Source organism: Winogradskyella sp. PG-2, assembly GCF_000828715.1.
In the GTDB taxonomy this organism is placed as follows: domain Bacteria; phylum Bacteroidota; class Bacteroidia; order Flavobacteriales; family Flavobacteriaceae; genus Winogradskyella.
The window spans coordinates 971,329-998,113 of record NZ_AP014583.1; the positions used below are offsets into that span (position 1 = coordinate 971,329).

Annotated in this window: 14 protein-coding genes; 1 reads left to right on the forward strand and 13 read right to left on the reverse strand. The window is 33.8% G+C overall.

The genetic code is table 11. The features are described from left to right. Positions 1-18 precede the first annotated feature (18 nt). The 3 genes from sprA to WPG_RS04385 form a co-directional block, all read right to left on the reverse strand. Entirely contained in the window at positions 19-7,302 is a 7,284-nt protein-coding gene (gene sprA, locus WPG_RS04375) for a cell surface protein SprA (protein ID WP_045469840.1), read from the reverse strand. After that, complete coding sequence (gene ruvA, locus WPG_RS04380; RefSeq protein ID WP_045469842.1) at positions 7,302-7,883, reverse strand: Holliday junction branch migration protein RuvA; 582 nt, start codon at positions 7,881-7,883, stop codon at positions 7,302-7,304. Before ruvA ends, sprA begins: the two co-directional genes overlap by 1 nt. Positions 7,884-7,960: 77 nt before the next feature. Further along, the gene (locus WPG_RS04385) at positions 7,961-10,243 is read right to left on the reverse strand and encodes an NADP-dependent malic enzyme (RefSeq protein ID WP_045469844.1); all 2,283 of its coding nucleotides are present in this window, start codon (positions 10,241-10,243) and stop codon (positions 7,961-7,963) included. 151 nt (positions 10,244-10,394) lie between these two features. Between WPG_RS04385 and WPG_RS04390 the strand changes: the two genes are divergently transcribed. Further along, the gene (locus tag WPG_RS04390) at positions 10,395-12,758 is read left to right on the forward strand and encodes a DUF5686 family protein (protein WP_045469846.1); all 2,364 of its coding nucleotides are present in this window, start codon (positions 10,395-10,397) and stop codon (positions 12,756-12,758) included. Here WPG_RS04390 and queG read toward each other — a convergent pair whose 3' ends face one another. The 10 genes from queG to WPG_RS04440 all read right to left on the reverse strand — a co-directional run bounded on the left by queG (position 12,759) and on the right by WPG_RS04440 (position 26,779). Continuing rightward, on the reverse strand, positions 12,759-13,685 hold the full coding sequence (gene queG, locus WPG_RS04395; protein ID WP_045469848.1) for a tRNA epoxyqueuosine(34) reductase QueG: 927 nt from the start codon (positions 13,683-13,685) through the stop codon (positions 12,759-12,761). It abuts the gene before it with no gap. 67 nt (positions 13,686-13,752) lie between these two features. Next, positions 13,753-15,093 (reverse strand): cytochrome-c peroxidase, encoded by a 1,341-nt coding sequence (locus WPG_RS04400; RefSeq protein ID WP_045469851.1) that lies wholly within the window; start codon positions 15,091-15,093, stop codon positions 13,753-13,755. A gap of 134 nt (positions 15,094-15,227) precedes the next feature. Next, positions 15,228-16,250: a Holliday junction branch migration DNA helicase RuvB gene (gene ruvB, locus WPG_RS04405; protein WP_045469854.1), complete on the reverse strand. Its 1,023-nt coding sequence runs from the start codon at positions 16,248-16,250 to the stop codon at positions 15,228-15,230. A 74-nt stretch (positions 16,251-16,324) separates the two neighbouring features. Beyond that, entirely contained in the window at positions 16,325-18,121 is a 1,797-nt protein-coding gene (locus WPG_RS04410) for a cbb3-type cytochrome c oxidase subunit I (protein ID WP_045469858.1), read from the reverse strand. A gap of 33 nt (positions 18,122-18,154) precedes the next feature. Further along, positions 18,155-19,219 (reverse strand): cytochrome c oxidase subunit II, encoded by a 1,065-nt coding sequence (locus WPG_RS04415; RefSeq protein ID WP_045469861.1) that lies wholly within the window; start codon positions 19,217-19,219, stop codon positions 18,155-18,157. Between the two features lie 24 nt (positions 19,220-19,243). After that, positions 19,244-20,626, reverse strand: coding sequence for a hypothetical protein (locus tag WPG_RS04420; RefSeq protein WP_045469864.1), 1,383 nt, complete (start codon positions 20,624-20,626; stop codon positions 19,244-19,246). A gap of 22 nt (positions 20,627-20,648) precedes the next feature. After that, positions 20,649-21,209 (reverse strand): c-type cytochrome, encoded by a 561-nt coding sequence (locus tag WPG_RS04425; protein WP_045475163.1) that lies wholly within the window; start codon positions 21,207-21,209, stop codon positions 20,649-20,651. Position 21,210: 1 nt separating this feature from the next. Further along, the gene (locus WPG_RS04430; protein WP_045469867.1) at positions 21,211-21,750 is read right to left on the reverse strand and encodes a DUF3341 domain-containing protein; all 540 of its coding nucleotides are present in this window, start codon (positions 21,748-21,750) and stop codon (positions 21,211-21,213) included. A gap of 8 nt (positions 21,751-21,758) precedes the next feature. Then, complete coding sequence (gene nrfD, locus WPG_RS04435) at positions 21,759-23,501, reverse strand: NrfD/PsrC family molybdoenzyme membrane anchor subunit (protein ID WP_084221518.1); 1,743 nt, start codon at positions 23,499-23,501, stop codon at positions 21,759-21,761. Positions 23,502-23,527: 26 nt separating this feature from the next. Continuing rightward, positions 23,528-26,779 carry a TAT-variant-translocated molybdopterin oxidoreductase gene (locus WPG_RS04440; RefSeq protein ID WP_045469871.1) on the reverse strand — a complete coding sequence of 1,084 codons (3,252 nt, stop codon included), beginning with the start codon at positions 26,777-26,779 and terminating at the stop codon, positions 23,528-23,530. Positions 26,780-26,785 lie beyond the last annotated feature (6 nt).

A 26,785-nucleotide genomic window follows, 5' to 3' on the forward strand; every position in this document is an offset into this window, starting at 1 on the left:
AATTGCTTTGATTCAAAATTAATTCCCAAAATTATATCGTAATGTAATTCCTGACCTAAGAGATGTTTGTGGGAATGATGTAGAAATAGCAAAATCTGAAAACGTATAGTCAAAATAGAAAATCGCAGTTAGATTTTTACTAAAGGCATAATCTGCTGTATACTTTAATCCCCAAATAGTTTGACCAGCTGTAATCTGATTGTTTTCAAGGTCTAAGTATCTGATAATCGTTTTATTATCTCTCACCGAAATATCTGCTCGCATATTTAAATCACTAACTATGATTTGTTTTGGACCAGCCAACTGTGAACGAATTCTCAAATCCTTTATTCTGTAACCTAGACCAAGTGTATATTCCTTACCTTGTATTTCTGTCATTAAATTATTATCAAAACTCAATGATAGTAATCTATCAGTTTTAATTTCAGCTAGAACTTTGATTGAATTTTTCATTTCAAAATCTAAGCGAACTAGAGGACTGAATTGTTCTTCTAAATTGATATTACTGTAAAGCGTTTCATTTTTAAAATTACCAGATTGGTCTAAAGCATCGGCTGGTTGATTTCCATACTCGTCACCTCTAATACCAGGAGTATAATCTAGATTAGTCCTAAACTGATTAATTGTATATCTAGACCTATAGCCATGCTGAATTGAAAAACGTCTAAACGTTTTCTTAAACCATGGTATTTTCATTAATCCTGTGTACTTCAATGTCCAATTAGGTATTGGTACATCTCTAAATGCACTTGTACTTACTTTATCTGGATTAGAACCTTGATATGCTGATAAAAATGCCGGTAATAATACACGTTGGCTATTTTTTCCAAATCCTTCTGGGTAACCATCAGCATCGGTATTAAAAGGCGTAGCACCATAAAAATCTCTTGCTAATCTATTAGCAATGACTAATCTATTAGTTCTAAAATCATCAAATGCAGCTGATTGATTTTCATCGCTTGCACTAAACGCTGTTTTAATAAGTGAAGTTGAAATATTAAAATTTCCAAAAGTATTTGGAGTTAATGGAATATAATTTAAATCGTCATCTACTCTAAAGTTTTCAGTAAAGCTTTCAGCATAAGTTCTGTTACCAATTAAATCTATCTTTAAATCTCGCATTGGTTCAACATTAACAGAATAATCGAGTGTTTTATTCTGTACCTCTGTGTACTGTTGATTAAAATCTGGAAACGTTGTTAACCATCCATTCCTAGCTGTTAAATCTCTAATATCTCTTTGTCCACCAAAAGTATAGCCAACAGTTGGTCTTAGTGTTCCAATAAAACCTGGAGTTGGCAAATAACCAGGTAAAAACGTACCGTTATTCTCTGTGTAGCCCAACTGGACTCTCTTTACCATCGTTACAATATCAATTAAGGTATTGTATGCTTTTTTACCAGTACTTAACTTATTTAGATCTTTTTGTTGATCTTTATTATTCTGTGAAGCATCTGGAGTTGTTGATCGACTTTTAACAGGTACATTTCTTCCTCGCCCTCTAGTTCTTGGTTTTCCTTTTCTTACCAAACCTAATGTTTTATACAAGGTCTCCATGTTAAGCGTGGTATTGATATTGTGCGTATTAGAATTCTGAATAGAATGACCTAAGTTATAGGTGTTACCATCTAAAACTAATCCTTCATTTAAATCCGAACCTTTTTGCCATTGGAAACTACCATTATAAGCATAAGTAGTTCTAAAGAAATTTAATGCTGGTATTTTATAGATTGGCAATTCGTAATTAACCTGAAGCTGTTGAGTCTGCAGATTAGGGTCACCAAAATCAAAGAAACCATCCCAAACATCTAAATCTGGATCTTGTCTTCCATTAATACGATCATCAATAAAATAGTTACGTACAATATTAGTATTGGCAGCTGTAAAGTTTAAACTCAAAGCATCAGTAATGTTATAGTTTATTGCATATTGAAAATCGAATGTATAGTTTCTTCTAAACAATTCTTCAATACCAATATTACTTCCACCTAATTCAACTTCTCTAAATTTCTGCTGACTAAACTGTCTATTAATATTAGTATTTAGAGAGAAACTTGATGGTAAAAGATTTAGGTTAAAATCTTTCAAAATTTTCCAATACTTTCCTGTAAATAAAGAGTCATTCTTTTTGAAAGGTTCAATCTTCAAAGGTTCAAATGAATAATTATAGTTAACACCAGCTCTTATATTTTGATCTAATGCATTTTCAATTTCAAAGTCACGGTGTTCTACTTTATTGTAAGAATAATTGAATGTTAAGTTTTCAACATCATAAAAATGCTTTTTAGCATCACCCATTTTTTGCTTTCTTACGCCAATAAAATTGATACTTTTTCGCTTCGTATAATCTTCAGATTGTGTTCTTATTCGATCCTCTTCTTCACTTGAACTTGCTGCATCTAAACGCGACTCTAAAGTTAAGTCATTATAAAACTGATCAAACTTTGGAGTTATAATCTCTTCACTCTGTGCATAATTAAATGGAATTTGAACTCCCCATTTCTTTGGCAACAATTGTCCCAATTGTATGTTAGTTACAACATCGTATTGCTGAACATCTTCTAAGCTTCTTTCACTAGGTCCTTGTTCAATGCCACCAAAGCCTATTGTGCTGCGTCGTCCTGTTGCACTAATATCTGCAAAGTCTGCTATATTAGTATCCATACTTACTACTGCTGCCCATCCTCCTTCATTCTCTAAGTCCGACATTCTTAACTCATTAAACCATACTTCACCGCAAGCATTCATTGTTGTAATACCAGAGTTTTTGACTCCAACCATTAATACTCTAATATTTCCAAAATTTGGATTTCCTTTTACGGCAACACGTTGTTGTTTTCCACTACTTAAAACGTCATTAAATGGAACATCACCATCCACCAAAGGGTTTTCATCTAATTGCCCATCTACAACATTATAGAATGTAGGATCTTCATTACTTAATGAGCCATCAGAAATACCTAGGGCTTTAATCTTTTGTAAAAATTCTAGTGGAATATCAATTTCATTTTGATTTGGCCAAATTTGTTCTTCTATTGTACCTTCAGCAAAATCAGTAGGCAATAATGGGATTTCAATCTGATAAAAGTTTTGAGTAAAATCATTACCCATTCTTATGAATCCAACCATTTCTCCAGGATCTAACGTTGAACCTTCTTGTGCCTCAGCATGTAAAAACATACGTAGTTTTTTATACTGTCGCATATCTACATTAATATTTTTAAACACACCACGCGAATCAGTTGGTTCCAAATCACAGGCCTGTAATACTAAAGATTGTTCATTTTGTCTTATGATATTATTGTTATTGTTCAGTTCTTCACGTCTTACTCCTGGAGGTATTACATAATCTCCATCGTTTTCTTGTACACCAACAATTGCAACATTAAATTCAGCATCTGCACTATTATTTGTGTCATCATTATCTAAATCTAAAGTATAACGTCTCCAGTCACTCCTCACTAAATCTAAAGTAGCTAAACGTAAAGTTGTTTTTTCTGTAAACTCGGTTAGGTATAAACGAGCAAAACGAACTGAACGAATATCACTAATACCACCAATAGCATTTGTAGGTTCATTTATTGGTAATCTATATTGATACCAAGTCACTTCTCTCTGATCTCCATTTGGTAAGGTTACATTTCTTACCTTAACATCGTTAATCTGAGGGTTATCAATATTAAGATTTGCAGGAATCATATTAACCTCATATTCATAATAACTATCAATGGTATTCATAGTATTATCTCGGTTGATATCTTCAACATCTGGCTGTGTTGTAGAACCTCTATTTGTATCTGTAAAAACATCTGGTGTGTTTCCTTCTTGACCATTATACCTTTTATAACGTTCAAAGATATCACCATCTGTATTTAGGTAATAGATATAATTATCTCTTGCTGGATCTTCCCCAAAATTATTAGCTCCGTATACTTGAGATAACATTTGACTTTCTTCCGCATCATCATAACCATCATAACCAACATCTTGGTTGGCTCTTTCTGCACCAGTGGTAGCAAAAGTGTATATTAAAGATTGATTTTGTGGTACTACATAAGGGCTTTGTAATGTTGGTAATTGCTGCTGAATTGAACTAATATCACCATCTTCAGGTAGTCCGTTTTCGTATTGCTTTTTACCATCTTTTAATACATCTTCAGAAATGTTACCTAAGTTAATGGTTAACTTTCCACCTGAACTAGATGGATTATCTAAAAATGGATCCTGAACCCAAAACTCTATATACTCAACATTAGCCTGTTCAAAATCTGTTGATGTAATTTGTCTTGTTATACCAGCCCAACTTTGATTTGGATTAAGTATATCATCCGTTTCATTCGGATCGAAATTATAAGGTCCACGCTCCGTTGGGTAATATGACAAATCTAAAGTGTTAATCACCGATGTCTGTCCTTGTACAATATCTACTTCTGGAAATATTTCCTCAATAAATACACGTCTTGTATATAAATCTGAAACGTCATCATCAGTAATACCGTCTGGACGTTGGTTACTAAAAAATATTGGATCAATAGTATACCAGTTTAAAAAGGCTCTACCATATCCATTCTCAATACCATTAGCATCAGTTCCTGGAATTGTATTTGGTAATTCTTTAGGACGACTAGATAATGTCCAAGACAAAGGGCTCAATAAATCAATTGATCCTTGCGTTCCTTCAAAATCATCGATATAAGCTGTGGCTTCACCATTAAAATCTGTTCCATTTGGTGCTCCTGGTAACAAATAAGCAAACTCACCTCTTAAGGATAAGTTAGAAGGTACATCTGTATCTATATTTGGAAGTTTGTTTGCTAATCGCGTTAAAAAAGGAACTTCAGTAGAAAAGTTTCCATTAAGTCCGAATATAGTGTTGTTAATTGGCTCACTATTGAAATTAGCTTTTTGGGTAATAGGTCGCTCATTTAGATTTAATAAAGTTGCACCTAAAACAAAATTCTCGTTGAATTGATGTTCTATATTAATTCCCGTAAAACGTCTAGTTTGTTGTCCGAAAACAGCATTATTTTCTACAGAAACATTAATTGGTGTATTTGATGCTTGTAAAGCTGCGTCCAATATTTCTACACGTCCTAACTGATAGTTTACCGTATAATCAACACCTTCTACTAGTAAACGCCCGCCAGCAGTAACTCTTACAGAGCCTCTTGGAACATTAAAGGCACCTATTGGAATTCCGCCAGCTCCTCCACTACTTTTGAATCGTCCTTTTATTTGAAATTTATTCTTTTCTGCTTCATCTAAAGCTTGTGTCTTCGTAGATTTATATAGCAAATCGTAAACATACTTCTCCTGATTTTCATTAGGATATGTATCTAGTTCATAATCAGCATCATTATTATTTGGATTGCCATCATCATCTAAAACATCAAATAAGTAACGTCCAAAAGGTTCTGCTTTGGTGAAAATTATTTTTCCATTTTGACTTAAAACTGTTTGTCCTTCAACGTAGTCAAAAAATCCATCACCTCGTTCTTGTGGATCGTTATTAAAATTTAATCGATCTAAATGAAACAGTCTAATTAATGGTGTTTCGTTTATTTCAGTATCATCACTGGTAAATGTTGTATTGTTATCAAAGGGTGGAAATGCTGTGCCTTCAACTGGTCTTATATAATTTAGGGCAGATGCTTCTGTATAAAATATATTAAGTCTAAAGTCTTCTTGACTTAATTGAAAAGCACCAGTATCATAGATGTTTTTCATCATTAAGTCCCAAATTGGTTGATCAACAGCTGTCACTGCACTTTTCAACATTTTTAAAACTAGTCCTTGATTATTTATAACTTGGTTACCGTTATTACCATCACTTACTTGTGTTGCATCCACCCCATCATTAGCAAATTCACCTACCTGAAAAACCTCACCTCCTATGGTGTATTGAAATGCAACAGCTAAGACTTCATCATTAAGCAATCTTTGATTTAATGATATATATCCTAATTCTGTGTTTAACACATATTCTTGTCCTTCTCTTAATTTTCTTGCAGCCTCAAGTTTACCATAGTCAAAGCCCTCATTTACTGCAACATTAATTCCTGATTCTACATTTGTAATATTTCTAACAGCTTCAGTTAATAAGGAACCTCCACCACCAATATTTGTTGGGTCAAAATCATTGTTTTTATTACTTGGCAATCCGCCTGGAATATTCACAAAACCAGCTGGTAATGGATCTAAACCGATATTCTCTATCTCAGATTCACCTAAATCTTGAAGAGCAACTATATTTCTTACATTCTCTGTTTGATTGTTTCTATTAGTAACCCAAACCTCAACTCTTGTAATCTGTAATCCTTGATTATCTATAAAAGGATATTGTAATAAGGCCTTATCGTAATTATCTCTAAAGTATTGTGCTAAAAAGTAGTGTCTATTTTCATCATAGTCTCTAGCAAAAAATTCAAACTCTTCAACGGTTCCTCCACCTTGTGCAGTTACAGATTTGGACTGAGATTGCTGTTCTGAAAATACTGCAGTTACTCTTGTTTTACCAAATTGTAATTCTGTCTTTACACCAAAAAGACTTTGTGCTCCAGTAATTAAGGAGCTATTTAATGGCATATTTACATTACCGACTTCTATCTTACGGACGATATCATCTTCAGTTGGTGTATATTCTAATTTTACAAGTTGTTGAAAATCGAAGGTTGCTTCTGTATCGTAATTTGCTGTTACCTGAAGTCGCGTTCCTACTTTTCCTAATAAACTTAAACTGATTCTTTGGTCAAAATCAAATGTGAAATTTGTTCTATTCCTTGGAGAGAAAGCTGGGTTATCTTGCTTAGAAAATAGAACTCCCAAATCTACTTCTACAGAACCTTGTGGTATAACGTTAATAGTATTACCACCAAAAATAGTTTCAAATAATCCTGAATTGACATAAAATTCTGGTAATAAATTCTTTTGATCTTCCTCAGCCCCATCTTTCTGGCCAGCTGCAGCATCAGCCATTCGCTTATAATATTCTTTTAATTTCTCTTGTAAAACCAACTTCTGAAATTCTTCAGGTGTTAATATCAATGGATAATTAGTATTGAAATTTCCTATTTTCTCAGTATAGATATAGCGATCTAAAATAGGGTCATAAGTATATTTTGAAACAATACTAGTAGGATTTGGCATGTTAAGCTTTCCAAATGCAAATGTTGTTTTTGTAGAATCTTGCTCTTGCTCAGTTTCTTGCGCAGATAAAGAAGAACCTATCAGCATTATACATGCTATTACGCAATATAAACCTAATGATTTGAGTTGATTATAGTTAGTTTTATTCAATTGCATTATAAATTTTTAAGAGCTTCTTTAATAATTTGCTCTACAAGGGCATCTGGGTTGGCTTGTAAAATTCTATCCACAACTTTTTCAGATTGCTTTTTATTAAATCCTAAAACATCTAAAGCAGATAACGCTTCATCTTTATTCGTATTGTTTGGTAATAAAGAAAGTTCGTCAATACCATAAACTTTTAATACTTTATCTTTTAAATCAATAATAACACGTTGAGCGGTTTTAGCTCCTATACCTTTAACACTCTGAATTAAAGCTACATCTGCACTAGCAATCCCATCTTTAACTTGATCTGGAGTCAAAGATGAAAGCATAGTTCTTGCTGTATTGGCACCAATACCACTAACTGAAATCAATAACTTAAATATTTCGCGTTCAATTTTAGATGAAAAACCATAAAGACTATGCGAATCTTCTCTTACTTGAAGATAGGTATATAATCGTAAATGTTCTCTATCAGGTATTTGAGAAAATGTATGTAGAGATATATTAATAAAATAACCTACACCATTGCAGTCAATCACAACATCTGTAGGATTTTTTTCAACAAGTTTCCCCTCTAAGTGAGTTATCATTTATAATGAATAGTTAGAAACCCAAATGTAATAAAATTATTTACATAAAAGAGTGTCGTCTATGACTAAGAAACTAACTATTTCTGCTGTTGTTTTTCACGTTCTTGGGCATCAATAACTGAAACTGCTGTCATATTTACAATTTCATCTACACTAGCTCCTAATTGTAAAATGTGAACTGGTTTTGCCATTCCCATCATAATCGGTCCAATAGATTCCGCTTTGTTAAGTTCTTTTAACAACTTATATGTAATATTTGCCGCATCTAAACTTGGGAATATTAGTGTATTTACTCTATGACCTGCTAGTTTTGAAAATGGAAAAATATCTTTAAGCATTTTAGAATTCAAAGCAAAATCAGTCTGTAATTCCCCATCAATAACCATTTCTGGATAAGCCTTGTGTAAATAATCAACAGCTTCTCCTACTTTTTTTGCTCGTGGATTCTCTGAAGATCCAAAATTAGAATACGATATCATTGCAGTAACTGGTTCAATTCCAAACATTTTAGTTACACGATATGTCATACGTGCAATTCTCGCTAAATCTTTTGCTGTAGGATCAATATTTATAGAAGTGTCACTCAAAAACATAGGACCTCTTTGAGTCATCATTACATTAGTTGTGGCTACTCTCGAAATTCCAGGCGCCATACCTATTAACTCCAACATTGGCTTCACAACCGTTGGATAACTTCGGGAATATCCAGTTACCAAACAATCTGCATCACCTTGATTGACCATCATTGCCGCATAGTAGTTACGCTCTCGCATTTTCTTTTCTGCAGAATAGATGGTTACACCTTGTCTTTTACGTTTTTCCCAATACGCTTTTGCATAACGATTTTTTCGTTCTAATTCTTCGTCAGATTTAGGATCTATAATTGGTACATCAGCATCGAATTCAATCTCTTTCATCAAATTGACAATTGTATCTCTTCGTCCTAATAGAATTGGATGAGCAAATCCTTCATCATGAGCAATCTGGGCAGCTTTAAGCACATTTAACTGATCTGCTTCTGCAAATACAACTCGTTTAGGGTTAGTGCGTGCTCTACCCAACAATTGTCGGACTAACTTATTATCTGAACCTAAACGTTCTAATAGTGAATCCTTGTAACGATCCCAATCGTCAATTGGCTCCTTAGCAACACCACTCTCCATAGCAGCTTTAGCTACTGCTGGTGGTACTTCTGCGATTAATCTAGGATCAAAAGGCTTAGGAATAATATAATCTCTTCCAAAAGTTAGGCGTGTTTCATTATATGCTAGGTTGACTTGTTCTGGCACAGGTTCTTTTGCTAATCTAGACAATGCTTTTACGGCTGCCATTTTCATAGCTTCGTTAATCTTGGTTGCTCTAACATCTAAAGCACCTCTAAAAATAAAAGGAAAGCCAAGTACATTATTTACTTGATTCGGATGATCACTTCGACCTGTTGCCATAATAATATCATCTCTCGTATCTAGAGCTAATTGATATTTTATTTCTGGGTTTGGATTAGCCATCGCAAAAACAATAGGGTTTTTCTCCATGGATTTCAGCATAGCAGGAGTCACAATATCTGCCATAGATAAGCCAATGAATACATCTGCTTTTTCCATAGCTTCATCTAGAGTATCAATTTTTCTATGCGTAGAAAATTCAGCTTTTTGAGACGTGAGATTTTCTCTATCTGACCTAATAATACCTTTACTATCTAGCATTACAATGTTTTCACGCTTGGCTCCGCAAGCTTGATACAATCGTGTACATGAAATTGCAGCAGCACCAGCACCACTTACGACTATTCTTACCTCATCTATTTTCTTTTTAGCTATTTCTAGTGCATTCATCAATGCTGCTGCTGATATTATTGCTGTACCATGTTGATCATCATGCATTACAGGAATATCTAATTCTTCTTTGAGTCGACGTTCTATTTCAAACGCTTCTGGAGCTTTAATGTCCTCTAAATTAATACCCCCAAAAGTCGGAGCAATATTCTTCACTGTTTCAATAAATGTATCAATATCCTCAGTATCAACTTCGATATCAAACACGTCAATATCAGCAAAGATTTTAAATAGCAATCCTTTTCCTTCCATCACTGGTTTAGAAGCTTCAGGACCAATATTACCTAGTCCTAAAACTGCTGTTCCATTAGAGATTACAGCTACTAGATTTCCTTTAGCAGTATATTTATAAACATTCTCAACCTCTTTTTCAATTTCTAAACATGGTTCTGCAACACCAGGAGAATAGGCTAAGGATAAATCGCGTTGTGAGGCATACTTTTTAGTAGGCACCACTTTTATCTTACCTGGTGTTGGTTTTGCATGATATACCAAGGCTTCTATACGCTTGCTTTGTTTGCTCATAATCAAAATTAATTAAGTTTCAAAAATACAAATATTAAGCTCTATACATGCCAATTTGAATTTGAATGATACGAATATTAAATTTTAATTCTCTTTAACAGATTTATTCAAAATTTCTATGTTAATTGAGAATATATAAATCAATATATTAATGAAAAACCTTCTTTTATTAGCTTTCGTTCTCTTTAACCTTGCTGCCAATGCTCAAAAATCCAGGAAATTTAAATTAGTAGATGAGGATAATAGAAAAGTAATTCCGTTTGCTAATATTCTTTTTAATGACAAAAATTATAAAGGCACATCAACTGATATTGATGGTGTATTCTTTTTAGATTCAGATATCACAAGTATTACAATAAGTTATGTTGGCTACGCAACAAAGGTTTTGATCATTGAAAATATAAAAAGCACTACAATTACACTTAAACCAATTGTGAGTGAATTAGACGAAGTTATTATTGATGGCGAAAATCCTGCTCATCGCATTATTAGACTAGCAGTTGAGAATAGAAATCTTAACAACCCTGAAAATTTAAATTCATTCACCTACAAATCTTACGATAAGGTTTTTGTAGATCTTAATGAAGATAAACCTTTGAATGACACACTTAAGAGTGTGAATTCTTTTTTTAAGGATTCATATTTTTTTATAACAGAAACTATTGCGAAACATAAATACTTAAAACCGCGATTTACTGAAGATAGTGTGATAGCCACAAGAACATCAGGATTTAAAAACCCAAATTTTGCGGTCTTAGCAAATAGTTTTCAACCATTTTCTTTTTACGAAGAATATATTTCGCTTTTTGAAACTAACTATCTAAATCCTATTTCAAAAGGGAGTACAAGGAAATATAAACTCAGATTAAAAGAAGAATATATCAAAGAAAAGGACACTGTTTTTGTTATTTCTTTTAAACCGAAAGCTAATAGAAATTTTGAAGGTTTGGAGGGTTTGCTTTACATTAATTCTAATCAATATGCTGTTGAAAGTGTTGATGCCACGACCTTCAATTCTGGGAAAATAAATTTTACAATTCAACAGAAATATAAATTTATAGAAAATAAATACTGGTTTCCTGAGCAATTGAATTTTGAAATCATTTTAGGTGATGGCATGGGTAGTTTTAAATATATAGGTAAAAGTTATCTCTCTGAAATTACGCCTAATGCTCCATTAAAAAAGTACGATTTCCCTGTAGTTTCCCTTACATTACCGGATAAAGTTGAAGGCAGAAACTCAAAATATTGGAATCAATACAGAAAAGATGCGTTAAACAAAAAAGAACTGCGAACATATGTTTTAATGGATAGTGTCGGTGAGGAAATTAAATTAGACAAAATTTTAAAATGGGCTCCTAGTTTAGCTAAGTGGCGTCTTCCTTTAAAATATGTAGATATTAACTTGAAAAAAATTATACAAACAAACCGCTTTGAAGGTGTTAGATTAGGGCTAGGCGTATACACCAATGACGATATTTTTAAACATGTTTCTATTGGTGGCTATGCAGGTTACGGTTTTAAAGACCATTCTTGGAAATATGGAGGAGAAATATTACTTAATGTTCCGGGAGAAAGAGATATTTCTATAAGCTTAAATTACAACAACGATTTGCGAGAAACTGGAAGCTACTCTGGCAATAATATTGACAATCCATTTACACAAAGGCAATGGATTGCAAGTCAAATGGATGCTATTGAATCATTTAGTCTTACATCCGAAATGAAAATTTTAAGAAACATAAATTGGTCTTTGGGATTTAATACTGCTGATGTTACACCTCTTTATGAGTACCAGTTTGTTAATACTGGGATACCAATTACCAACTATTCTAATTCTGAAATTAGTTTAGGCATAGGCTACCATGTAGATGAAGAATTAGTAAAAACATTTGGAGTTACTACAAGAATACCGAATGATGCTCCTGTATTTAATCTTATTTATTCTAGAGGATTAGAAAACACTTTTGATAGTGATTTTGGTTATAACAAACTTCGCTTTACAGTAGACCACAGTTTCTTAACTAAAGGTTTGGGTAAAACAACATATCGACTAGATTTAGGATATATTGATAGTGACCTTCCTTATGGATTATTATTTACTGGAGAAGGTAATTACGATAAGAAATTACCATATGTCGTGAAAAATTATTTTCAGACCGTTACACCTTATGAGTTTCTTTCTAATAAATACGCACATCTATTTACCACACATAATTTTGGTAGATTATTTAATAACAAAGGGTGTTTTCAGCCTGATGTACTGCTTCACAATAATTTTGGAATAGGCAGTCTTGATAATAGTTCATCACATCAAAATATTAATTTTAAAACTAAAGAAAACCTTTTTTTAGAAACAGGTTTAGAGTTACAAAATATTATTAAAATTCCTGTTCTTAATTTATATTATATGGGTTTTGGAGCTGGAGGGTTTTATCGTTATGGCTCGCATAATTTAGAAAATTTTAGAGATAATTTTGTGTTTAAGCTTTCTATGGGAATTAGTTTTAAGTAACTATTCATCCTTTAAAAACTTAATATTTCTGTCTATACCTGAAAACTTAGTCCGTTTTACAGCTGATTTTTTAAATACCTTTCTAAAGGTATCTTCAGTGATTTCTTCCCAATCTTTTTTAGTCATTGATAGTAGTTCTGGATGCGGATTAAATAAAGGCTCACTATGAGGTTTAGAAAATCGATTCCAAGGGCAAACATCTTGGCAAATATCACAACCGAACATCCAATCGTCAAATTTATCTTTAAATTCTGTTGGGATGTTTTCTTTAAGTTCTATGGTGAAATAAGAAATACATTTACTACCATCCACAACATAAGGTTCTGTAATCGCTTTGGTTGGACAAGCATCTATACATGCGGTGCAGGTTCCGCAATGATCCATAACTGGTGTGTCGCAATCTAATTCTAAATCGATAATCAATTCTGCTATAAAATAAAATGAACCAACTTGCTGTGTTAACAAATTTGAATGTTTACCAATCCAACCCAAACCAGATTTTGCCGCCCAAGCTTTGTCCAAAACTGGTGCGGAATCTACAAATGCTCTTCCATGAACTTCACCAATTTCATCTTGAATAAAATATAAGAGTGATTTTAACTTATCTTTAATTACGAAATGATAATCGGTTCCGTAAGCATATTTGGATAATTTATAAGATTCTTCATTTTGAAATTCTGAAGGATAGTAATTTAATAATAAAGACACCACACTTTTAGAGCCTTCAACAAGTAAAGTTGGATCTAAACGCTTATCGAAATGATTTTCCATATAACGCATTTGACCATGCATATTTTTATTTAACCATGCTTCTAGTCTAGGTGCCTCTTCTTCTAAAAACTCAGCTTTACTAATACCACAAGACAGAAAGCCAAGGCGTTTAGCTTCGGCTTTAATCTTTTTAGTATAAGTTTCTTTGTTCAAAATAGTTCTTAAAAGAACTAAACTACAATAATGTTTTTAATTACGCATTTACTATACTCAATGTTATAGTCTAATTACATCCTAAGTCTGAAGAGGACATATCATCTGCATTTGGAAAACAGTATCCAGATGGAAGACTCTCAGGCACGTAACGCTGTAAATTATCATCATATAAAGATGTCTCCAAGAATATTGTAAGCTGGTTAATCTCAGTTTCTGTTAAATTTAGAGGCACGAAAAGTGACGACAGTTTATCTTGAGGTACTATAGCATTTTCTGATATTGCAGTATTTTTATATTCTACAACTTCTTTTACAGTTTGAAAATTCCCACCATGTCCAAAAAACTGAACGTCTTTTAAATTATATAATTGAGGTGTTTTAAATTTATAATCATCTTCTGCATTTCCAGTAAATCCACCACGACCTTTTTTGGTTCTTTCATCTACAATAGTCGCAACTTCTGTTCCCTCTAAATCATTCATCCCAATAGCATGAAAATCCATACCATTTAATCCTGGTCCTGAATGACATGTATAACATTGTCCTTTATCAAAAAATATCCTTGCACCTGCAATTTCATCATTACCCATTGCATTATCATCACCTCTTAACCATCTTTGAAAAGGGGATTGATTTGGTAATAAAGTTCTTTCGTAAGCAGCAATGGCTAAAGCCGCATAAAGTTTAGTGTAACGTTCACTCTCGTTAATATTTGAAAATGCGTTGTCAAACAAATCTTTATATGAAGAGTTAATGATATCGTCCGCATCAATTTCTAAACGGTGTACATCCATGCCTGCAATCGCTTGAGTTTCAACACCTTCAAAACCTAAATTATTAGTTGCAATTGGAGTACCATATGCCCACTGCGATTCTGTACCTTCATTTGGTCCTGTTGCACCAAACTGTCCATTCCACAACATTACTTTTTGAAATGCAACATTTAGTGTTGTTGGTGTTCTAATAGGTTGCACATCTATACTATCTTCAATGTACATTGGATTTTTAACTCTACCTTCCCCAAAAGTACCAAAACCTAAACCACCATCACCAATACCTTGTTTTAAACCACTCTGAAAACCTGCATCAACATGATGACAGCTTGCACATGAATAGGTATACATTCCATTCTCTATATTTGCACCCTTAGCAATCATAGTTTCATGGTATAATAACTTTCCTAATTCTACTTTAGCAGCAGTAATTGGATTATTTATATCATTTGGAATTGCAGAAAAATCTGTTTCTAATGGTTGAATCAATTCAGCTCTAGAGCCAAATAACTCAATGATTCGATTTTCAAGTTCAATATGATTTGAAACATTTTGATAATTGTCGTCATCTGAATTACATGACATAAGTGTTAAGAAAATCAATACTAGGATTGATTTTAAATGTAGGCTTTTCATTATTTCTAAGCTTTAAGGTACTCAAATATATAATGAAGCTATTTGGAACTTTACGCAATTAGACCAACGCACAAAAAATTAGTTAAACTAATGTAAGGTGCTATTTTCTTCGATGAATTGTTATGGATAGAGAACTAAAACAAACCTCCTTGAGTAGGTCCTTTTATTTTACCTAAATGTCTGTAAGCCTGATCTGTAACTTCTCGCCCACGAGGTGTACGCATAATAAAACCTTGTTGAATTAAAAAAGGTTCATATACTTCTTCAATGGTTTCTGTACTTTCACTTACTGCTGTAGCAATAGTACTAATGCCAACAGGTCCGCCTTTAAACTTTTCTATAATAGTTGTTAAAATCTTGTTATCCATTTCATCTAAGCCATAAGCATCTACATTCAAAGCTTTTAATGCAAATTTGGCAATCTTAATATCTATACTACCATTACCCTTAATCTGTGCAAAATCTCTAACACGTCTCAACAATGCATTTGCAATTCTTGGTGTCCCTCTACTACGTCCTGCAATTTCAATTGCCGCCTCCATCGTAATTGGCATATTCAAAATTGATGCACTTCGTTGCACTATAGTTGTTAATAATTCTGTTTTATAGTATTGTAGTCGACTCTGAATTCCAAATCTTGCTCGCATTGGAGCAGTTAGTAATCCAGATCTTGTAGTCGCACCTACCAAGGTAAATGGGTTTAAATTGATTTGAACAGTTCTGGCATTTGGGCCAGATTCAATCATAATATCAATTTTATAGTCTTCCATTGCAGAATATAAATACTCTTCTACAATTGGGCTTAAACGATGAATTTCATCTATAAAAAGTACATCTCTATCTTCGAGATTGGTGAGTAATCCAGCTAAGTCTCCTGGTTTATCTAAAACTGGTCCAGATGTTACTTTTATGCCAACATCTAATTCGTTTGCTAAAATGTGCGCTAATGTTGTTTTACCTAGTCCAGGAGGACCATGAAATAAAGTATGATCTAAAGCTTCTTCTCTAAGATTAGCTGCTTGAACAAAAACCAGTAAATTTTCCAATACTTGATCCTGTCCCGTAAAGTCTTCAAAGGTTAAGGGTCTTAACTTCTTTTCAACATCTATTTCTTCTGGGCTAAAGTTATCGTTGGACGGATTCAAATTTTCGTTCATATTAAAACAAATATAAAGAAAAAGCCTATCTAAATTAGAAAGGCTTTTCATTAATATATTTAAGTAAACATCATCTAATGATGCAATTCTTCTTCGCCTTCTTTCATGGGAACATTTTGAGGCACAAAGTCTTCATCATGTCCTGGTTTACTATAATCATAAGACCAACGATATACATGAGGTATTGCACCCGGCCAGTTACCATGTATATGCTTTACTGGTGCTGTCCATTCTAATGTATTGGATTTCCATGGGTTTTGTGGCGCTTTCTTTCCATAGAAAATACTACTTATAAAGTTGTATAGGAAAACTAACTGTACAAGACCTCCAAGTAAAGCAAACATTGTAATCACAACATTAGCATTCGCAGTATCATCAAATAATGGGAAATTAGAGTTAGTATAATAACGTCGTGGTAAACCCGCCATGCCTATAAAATGCATTGGGAAAAACACACCGTATGCAGCGATAGCTGTAACCCAAAAGTGCAGATACCCTAAATTCTTATTCATCATTCGACCATACATTCTTGGGAACCAATGGTAAATACCAGCAAATACACCATATAATGCAGAAATACCCATAACCAAGTGAAAGTGCGCAACTACAAAATATGTATCATGCACATTAATATCTAATGCACTATCACCAAGAATAATACCCGTTAATCCTCCTGTTATAAAAGTAGAAACTAATCCAATTGAAAACAGCATAGCCGGGTTCAACTGCAAATTACCTTTCCAGAGTGTGGTAATATAATTAAAGGCTTTTACTGCCGAAGGGATTGCTATCAATAGAGTCGTAAATGTAAACACTGAACCTAAGAATGGATTCATACCAGATATAAACATATGGTGTCCCCAAACAATTGTAGATAAGAAAGCAATTGCTAAAATAGAAGCAACCATAGCACGATATCCAAAGATAGGCTTACGTGAGTTAGTCGCAATAATTTCAGAAGTAATTCCTAGAGCTGGCAATAATACGATATAAACTTCTGGATGGCCTAAAAACCAAAACAAGTGCTCAAATAATACTGGTGAACCTCCTTGATAATGCAATACTTCACCTTGAATAAATATATCCGATAAAAAGAAAGATGTTCCAAAACTTCTATCCATTATTAATAACAATGCAGCCGATAATAACACTGGGAATGAGATTATACCAATTACCGCAGTTACAAAGAATGCCCAAATTGTTAAAGGTAACCTTGTCATTGACATACCTTTTGTACGTAAATTAATAACTGTAACTACATAATTCAATGAACCTAATAAAGATGACGCAATAAATATTGCCATAGATACTAACCATAAAGTCATACCCATACCTGAACCTCCTTGAGCCAATGGTAATGCCGATAAAGGCGGATAAATTGTCCAACCAGCAGCAGCAGGTCCAAACTCAACAAAAAATGAGAGTATCATTATAACACATGATAAGAAGAACAACCAATAAGAAATCATATTAAGAAATCCTGATGCCATATCACGCGCACCAATCTGTAAAGGAATTAACAGGTTACTAAAGGTACCACTAAGTCCAGCAGTAAGAACAAAAAATACCATCAACGTACCATGTATAGTCACTAATGCCAAATAAATATCAGCATCCATAACACCATCTGGTGCCCACTTACCTAATAGTACTTCAAAAATAACATTTGGCTCTTCTGGCCAAGCAATTTGCATACGCATCATTAGAGACATTAAAATCCCAAGAATACCCATAATAATTACACCAGTAATTAAATACTGCTTTGCAATCATTTTGTGATCTTGACTAAATATATATTTAGTTATAAAAGTTTCTTTATGATGATGTACGTCGTGATCGTCGTGATCGTGTGTATCTACTGTTGCTGACATAATCTCTTTATCTATTTTCTTAGATTTCTAATTTTAGTTTAATGAGTTAGCAAAGTTTTTTTGCTCCGCTATCCAAGTATCAAATTCTTCTTGCGTCTCTACAATAATCTTCATTTGCATATTATAGTGTGACTTTCCGCAAATTTTATTACATAATAATAGGTAGTCAAATGTGTAAGGTTCTAAGCCTTCTTCTCCTTTGGCTGTTAATTCCTTACTCTTTTCAATTCTGATTGAATTAATATTCTGAACTTTATCAATTATATCAGGATTCTGACGCATTTCTTCTGTTGTAATTGTCGGTGTAAAACCAAATTGTGTAACCATTCCAGGTACACAATTCATCTGTGCTCTAAAGTGAGGCATATAGGCTGAGTGCAATACATCTTGAGATCTCATTTTGAATAAGATTGGTCTACCTACAGGTAAATGTAACTCTGTTACAATTACATCATCTTTTGCATTTGGGTCATCTTCCGAAACCCCCAAAATATTATTCTTATCTAGATCTATTAATCTTACATTAGCTTTACCTAATACATTATCACCACCACCATATCTGGCTTTCCAATTAAATTGTTGTGCATATAACTCAATGACCATTGGATCATCATCTTGGTCTACATTCATAATGTCATTCCAAGTAAATAGTCCCCAGATAATTAAACCAGCTAAAACAATTACAGGAATAATAGTCCAAATAAATTCTAACGTATTGTTATCTGCATAAAACAAGGCTTTTCTACCTTTCTCACCTTTATATTTAAAGGCAAAATAATGCAATAAAAATTGGGTCACAGTCTGAACTATAAATATGATTATCATGGAAATAACCATAAGAGTATCTAATTCTGGACCATGTTCAGATGCCGCATTAGACACTAATGGCAAATCACCTAAATACCAAAAACTAGCAATAGTTATGGCATAAATGAATACCAAGAATCCCATCATTAAATAACCATTTAACCTGTTGTCATTATCATCAGCAACTTGCGTATTTGATGCACCAACCTGAGCTAAATCAAAAATCTTTACCATCTGCCATAAGGCAACAGCTACAAAGAGTAAAATTATAATCGTTAATAAAGCAGTCATTATCGTTTCTGTTCTTATTTATAATTAATAATGGAAATGTTCACTTTCCTTAATGAATGGGTTTCCTTTTGCAAGTAGCGGATGTTTACCAAGTGACCAAAACACGATCAACATAAAAATTCCACCAAATAATAATATTGAACCAATTTCTGGAATTCCAATAAACCATCTGTCACCAACAGTTGCAGGCATAATCATATTAAAGATATCTACATAGTGACCACATAGTATTACAATACCAGCCATAATCACAAACCAATTAATTCGTTTGTAATCGCTATTCATTAATAGTAATAATGGGAAAATAAAGTTCATTGCTACCATACCAAAGAATGGTAATTTATAATCCTCTATACGGGTTATAAAATAAGTAACCTCTTCTGGAATGTTAGAATACCATATTAACATGAATTGTGAGAACCATAAATACGTCCAGAAAATACTAATACCAAACATAAACTTCGCCAAATCATGAATATGACTATCATTTACAAATTCTAATAAACCTTTAGACTTTAAATAAATAGTGACAATAGCTATTACTGTGATACCACTTACAAACATACTTGCAAAAACATACCATCCAAATAGTGTACTAAACCAGTGAGGGTCTACACTCATTATCCAATCCCAAGACATCATTGATTCTGTATAAATGTAAAATACAAGGAATGCTGCTGAAATTCTAAAGTTCTTTTTAAAATTTCTATTATCATCTGCATTATCTTGAGCAACAGAGAATTTTCTAGAAAAATGACGGTATAAAGACCAACCTCCTAAGAAAATAAGACCTCTGATCATAAATCCTGTTTTGTTTAACCAACCAGACTTCCCTTGAATAAGTTCATCATGAGCAACAACATCAGAATCCATCCAAATAAATATATGACTATCCGCAAAAAATGCTATTAGTAATACAATGATACCACCTGGTAATACATAAGATGTAATCCCTTCCATGACTCTAAAAAGTACTGGTGACCAACCTGCTTGTGCTGCATATTGAATCGCATAAAATGCTAACACACCTAAAGCGATCATAAAGAAAAAGAATGCTGCAACATATAATGCAGACCATGGTCTATTGTGTATTTGATGTAATACATGCTCTTCATGACTCATTTCGTGTCCTGAAGCTTCAGCTCCATGAGCTTCATCCGCGTAAGCGTCTATTGCATGTGCTGCGGATTCGTTATCAGAATCTCCTTGTGCTTCTTCTGCATGTGCTTCTCCATGTCCTTCAGTTGCATGCCCACCATGGTGAGATTCGCTAGCCAATAGTTCTTTTACGTCCTCAACAGTTTCATAGTGATGTGAATCCATAAAGCCGTAGCCAACGCCTAATAATCCTAAGATCATTAAAACTATAGCGCTTATTTTTAATCGATTTGAAATTTTATATTCCATTTATATAATCTTTATCTAAACCTTATTTTTCTAAATCTGCTTTTAGTTTTTCAACATAAGCAACAACTTGCCAACGTTCAGTCTCATTTAATTGGTTAGCATAAGAACCCATAGTATTTTTACCATAATAAATGACATGGTAAATACTACCTGTTGTAATTGCCCTACCAGCATCATCATAACTAGGCACACCTAATATTTTTTCGCGTTGAACTAATTTACCTTGACCATTACCTTTATTCCCATGACATATACCACAATATATATCATATAATACTTTTCCTTCTTCATAATCAACTTCATTAGCTTTTAATGGACTTTTTAAAGTGCCTTTAGCCAAATCATAACCTTCATTAGTGTTATCAATTTCATAAGGCATAAAATCACCTCTTGGAATTGAACCTTCAGCAGGTAATTGAGCTTCTACTCCACCAGGAAAGGCATCGGATTCTTGATACGCTTCATAGCCGATCGGTTCGTACATATTAGGCATATACTGATAGTTTGGTCTAGAATTCTTCTGGCAAGACGTAATACTTACCAATAGTACTAACACTACGATATATTTTAATGCTATTTTCATATTAATGTGCATCTTCATCTTTATCTACAATATTTATCTCAACAGCTCCTGTCTCTTGCAATAATGCCGCTAATGAATCTTCATTATCGTGTATAGCAATTTCCATTAAGAAATGATCATCTGTTGTTCTTGGATCTGGATTCTCAGCATTTTTAAATGGCCACATTCTACTTCTTAAATAAAACGTAATTACCATTAAGTGCGCTGCAAAAAATACAGTAAGCTCAAACATAATTGGTACAAAAGCTGGCATATTCTCTAAATAACTAAAGCTTGGTTTACCACCAATATCTTGTGGCCAATCTTTAATCATTATAAAATTCATCATTACAATTGCAACTGTTAAACCAACACAACCGTACATAAATGCAGTAATTGCAATACGTGTTGGTGCTAATCCCATTGCCTTATCTAGTCCGTGAACCGGAAAAGGTGTATATATCTCTTCAATATGATGCTTTTCTGCCTTCACCTTTTTAACGGCTGACATTAATACATCATCATCTGTATAAATAGCATGAATTACTTTCGAAGCTTCCATAGACTATATTAGTTGTTTAATAAATTTTTAGCTTGCCCTGACCAATCATCACGTTCTGCTCTTCCTGGGAAAGAACCTGTAATTGAATCTAACAAGTCGTATTCTTTTTTAGTCATCTTACTTACCTGAAGGAAGGTATAAATACCAATACTATTAAGTACGTCTTCCATTTTAGGTCCAACACCACTGATTTTCTTTAAATCATCAGCAGTCTCTGTAGAGGCATCAAATGTTCCTATACTTCCTAAAAGACTATTTACTTTTTCTGAATTATCTTCAGTTGTTGATGCTTCAATTTTCTTTGGAGATGCGTTACTCACAACTAAATTAGAAGTTCTTGCATCAGCACCCGTACCTACTAAGCTATCACCACGCTCTCTGATGTTTTTGTAACGCTCACCAGATGATTTTAAAATGGTTTTTACCTCTGCTTGTGCAATTACTGGGAATGTACGTGAGTACAATAAAAATAATACAAAGAAGAAACCTATTGTTCCGATAAAGATTCCAATATCAACAAACGTTGGAGAGAACATAGACCAAGATGATGGTAAATAATCTCTATGTAATGAGGTTACAATAATTACAAAACGTTCAAACCACATACCAATATTCACAACAATAGAGATAAAGAATGAGAACATAATACTTGTTCTTAATTTCTTAAACCACATAAACTGAGGAGAGAATACGTTACAACACATCATTGACCAATAAGCCCACCAGTATGGTCCTGTTGCTCTGTTTAAAAATGCATATTGTTCGTACTCAACACCTGAATACCAAGCTATAAATAACTCTGTGATATATGCCACACCTACAATAGAACCTGTAAGCATTATGACAATATTCATTAATTCTATATGTTGAACAGTAATATAGTCTTCAAGGTTACACACTTTTCTCATGATAATAAGAAGTGTATTTACCATAGCAAATCCCGAGAAAATCGCACCTGCAACGAAGTAAGGTGGGAAAATCGTGGTGTGCCAACCTGGAATAACGGATGTGGCGAAATCAAACGATACAATTGTGTGTACAGAAAGTACTAAAGGTGTTGCTAAACCAGCAAGTACCAATGATACTTCTTCGAAACGTTGCCAGTCTTTTGCTCTTCCTGACCAACCAAAACTTAATAAAGAATATATTTTCTTTTGAAATGGTCTTACAGCTCTATCTCTAATCATAGCGAAATCTGGTAATAAACCTGTCCACCAGAATACTAATGAAACTGATAAATATGTAGAAATCGCAAATACATCCCAAAGCAGTGGTGAGTTAAAGTTAACCCATAAGGACCCAAATTGATTTGGAATTGGTAATACCCAATACGCTAACCAAGGACGACCCATATGAATAATTGGGAATAAACCAGCTTGTACTACTGAGAAAATTGTCATAGCTTCTGCTGAACGGTTAATTGCCATTCTCCATTTTTGTCGGAAAAGTAAAAGTACTGCAGAAATCAGTGTTCCTGCGTGACCAATACCAACCCACCAAACGAAGTTAGTAATATCCCAAGCCCAGTTTACAGTCTTATTAAGACCCCAAACTCCAATACCAGTTGAAATGGTATAAATAATACAACCTATTCCCCAAAGGAATGCTACCAATGCAATGCTGAAAACAATCCACCATGCTCTGTTGGCCTTACCTTCTACAGGTCTAGCTACATCAACAGTAACATCGTGATACGATTTTTCTCCTGTTACTAAAGGTCTTCTAATAGGTGCTTCGTAATGAGACGCCATAATTATATACTTGTTTCTTTAATTTATTATGCTTTTGATGTGTTTCTCACTTTTGTTTGATAAATCACGTTTGGTTTTGTTCCAACGCTTTCTAACAAGTGATACATACGATCATCTTCTTTTAATTCTGCAATCTTACTATGCTTATCATTTACATCACCGAATACCATTGCTCCGTTTCCACATGCTGCAGAACAAGCTGTTTGGAATTCACCATCTTTAACCTCTCTACCATCGCGCTTAGCATCTAGAATTGTTTTTTGTGTTTTTTGAATACACATAGAACATTTTTCCATCACACCACGAGAACGTACAACAACATCTGGATTTAATACCATACGTCCTAAATCATCATTCATGTAGTAATCAAACTCATCATTCTTGTTGTATAAGAACCAGTTAAAACGACGCACTTTATAAGGACAGTTGTTAGCACAGTAACGTGTACCTACACAACGGTTATATGCCATATGGTTTTGACCTTGACGACCATGAGCTGTTGCTGCAACAGGACAAACTGTTTCACAAGGAGCATGGTTACAATGCTGACACATAACTGGCTGAAAAGCAACCTGAGGATTATCAGCAGGATCTTCCATCTCACCAAACTCACTTAATGAACTACCTAAACCTGAAATATTATCTTTCTTTTCATTATCACCTTCAAATGAATCTTCTGAAGAATAGTATCTATCAATACGCAACCAATGCATATCTCTACTACGTCTCATTTCAGTTTTCCCAACTACAGGAACATTGTTTTCAGCGTGACATGCAATAACACATGCTCCACATCCTGTACAAGCGTTTAAGTCGATTGATAAATTAAAGTGATGACCAACTGAACGATCAAATGAGTCCCATAAATCTACATCTGGAGATGTTACAGGAGTTTCTATATGATTAAGCGATACTTTAGGAATTGCATTCCAGTATTCTTTATCTTTTGTATTAAATATTTCTAAGCTTGTCTCTTTAATGATGTCTCCACGACCCATTAACGTATTATGTAATTGTACACAAGCAAACTCATGTGAACCACCAACTTTACTTAGAGAAACATCTTGTGCTGTATTAAAGTTTTGGTATAATGGATAAGCATTAACACCCGTCTGCATTTCAGCTTTTAATCCATCTTTTCTACCATAACCAAATGCCATACCAACAGAACCTTTAGCTTGTCCTGGTTGAATAATCACTGGTACATTAGGAACCGTTACACCATTTACTGTAACATCTACATAACTACCATTTAATCCACCATTAGCAACATTCTCGTTCACTAAGCTCATTTCATCAGCATCAGCTTTTGATACAGTAACGTAGTTATCCCAAGATGTTCTTGTTATAGGATCTGGAAATTCTTGTAACCATGGATTGTTAGCTTGTTTACCATCACCTAAACCAGTTTTAGTATAGAGCGACAATTCCATAGCACCTCCTTTAGCAGAAGTTGCTAAAGCTCTAGCTGCATTTCCACCCGACAAAGCTGAAACCGAACCGCCTGCACTACCACCGACTGTAGTTGATGTTGTGTTTGTTACGTACTCGTCTTTATCTTCATCTTTAATACCAACTCCTACAGCAACATCGTGAATAATGCCTCCTACAAAAGTTCTATCTTTTTTATCTTTTAATTCTGTGGTTGTGGTTTCACTCGTTGAAGCACCTGCTCCACCATTTCCTGCTGAGCCAGAAACAAAAATACCATCTTGTACTGCTTTATTAAATGACGTACCATTTAAGATATTGCTAGTCCAGTAAGACTTTAAGAAATCTCTGTATGAACCCGTAGCACCATTCCATGCCATTAATACCTCTTGAAACTGTTTAGTATCAAAAAATTGACGAATGGTTGGTTGCATCATTGAATAATGACCTGACTTTAACTCAACATCTCCCCAAGATTCTAAATAATGAGGCACTGCTGCGATATATTGGCAATTCGTTGACGTCTCATCATGTTTCATTGAGAACGCTACTGACAAATCTGTTTTTGCAAGACCTTCAGCAAAATCTGATACATTAGGTAATGTATACATTGGATTTACACCATTCATAATGATGGCACCAACTTTACCCGCTTTCATATCAGCAACTAATTGTATTACTGATTTATCGCTTCCTTGTCTTGTTTTTATTGTTGTTTTAGGGTCAAATGCTTTACTATTTAAGTATGCATTAATTTCTAAAACTATCGTTTGCGCATTTACATCTTGAATACCTGTAACGACAACTGCATTACTTCCTGCCAAACTAATTTCTTTAGCTGCTGCTTTAACTGCTGCATCTAATCCTTCCGGAAGTTTAGCACCACTAGCAGAATTGCCGGTAATTTCACTGTATAATTTAACTAGAGCTAATTTTTGCTGAGTTGGAGTTAATGGTACACGCTTATCTGCATTTGCGCCAGATAACGACATATTAGATTCAAACTGAATATGTCTAGACATTTTCCCATGATCTGGAATACGCTTAGTAGCATAACCCGAATCAAAACCTCCACCTTGCCAATCTCCTAAGAAATCAGCTCCAACAGAAACAATAGTTTTTGCTTTCGAGAAATCGTAATTAGCCATTCCTCTTGTACCATACTTAGCTTCGTATGCATCTAATGTTGCAGATTCAGACACAGCATCATAGACAACATGATTTACATTACCATACTTAACTTTAAAATCTGCAATTAATTTATTTGTAGATGGACTTGGAAATGTCTGTGTTAAAAACACTATTGATTTGTCATCGCTAAGACCATTTAATGCTGAAGAAGTTTCAGAGATAAAGGTTTCCCATGAGATTGCATCCTCACCCTTCATAGGTCTCTTCACTCTTAGGTTGTCATACAATCCTAAAACCGACGCATTAACTCTTGCGTTTGCAACACCATTAGTAGCTGCATCAGTATTATTTTCAATTTTAATAGGTCTTCCTTCTCTTGTCTTTACTAAAACACTAGCAAAATCATATCCATCTGCAATCGTTGTTGCATAATAGTTAGCAACACCTGGAATAATTTCCGTAGGTTGATTTACATAAGGGATAGACTTAATTACTGGTCCTTCACATGCTGCTAAAGATGCAGCAGCTGTACTAAAACCGACGTATTTTAAGAAATCACGACGCGATGTAGATGACGACTCTAAAGTTTCTTTATCACCCAAAAACTCATCTGTTGGAATTTCTTCCACAAATTCGTTTTGTTGTAGCGCCTCAACAATAGAACTATTTTCGTTTAGTTCTTCAACACTTTTCCAGTATTTCTTGTTTGATGACATATAATT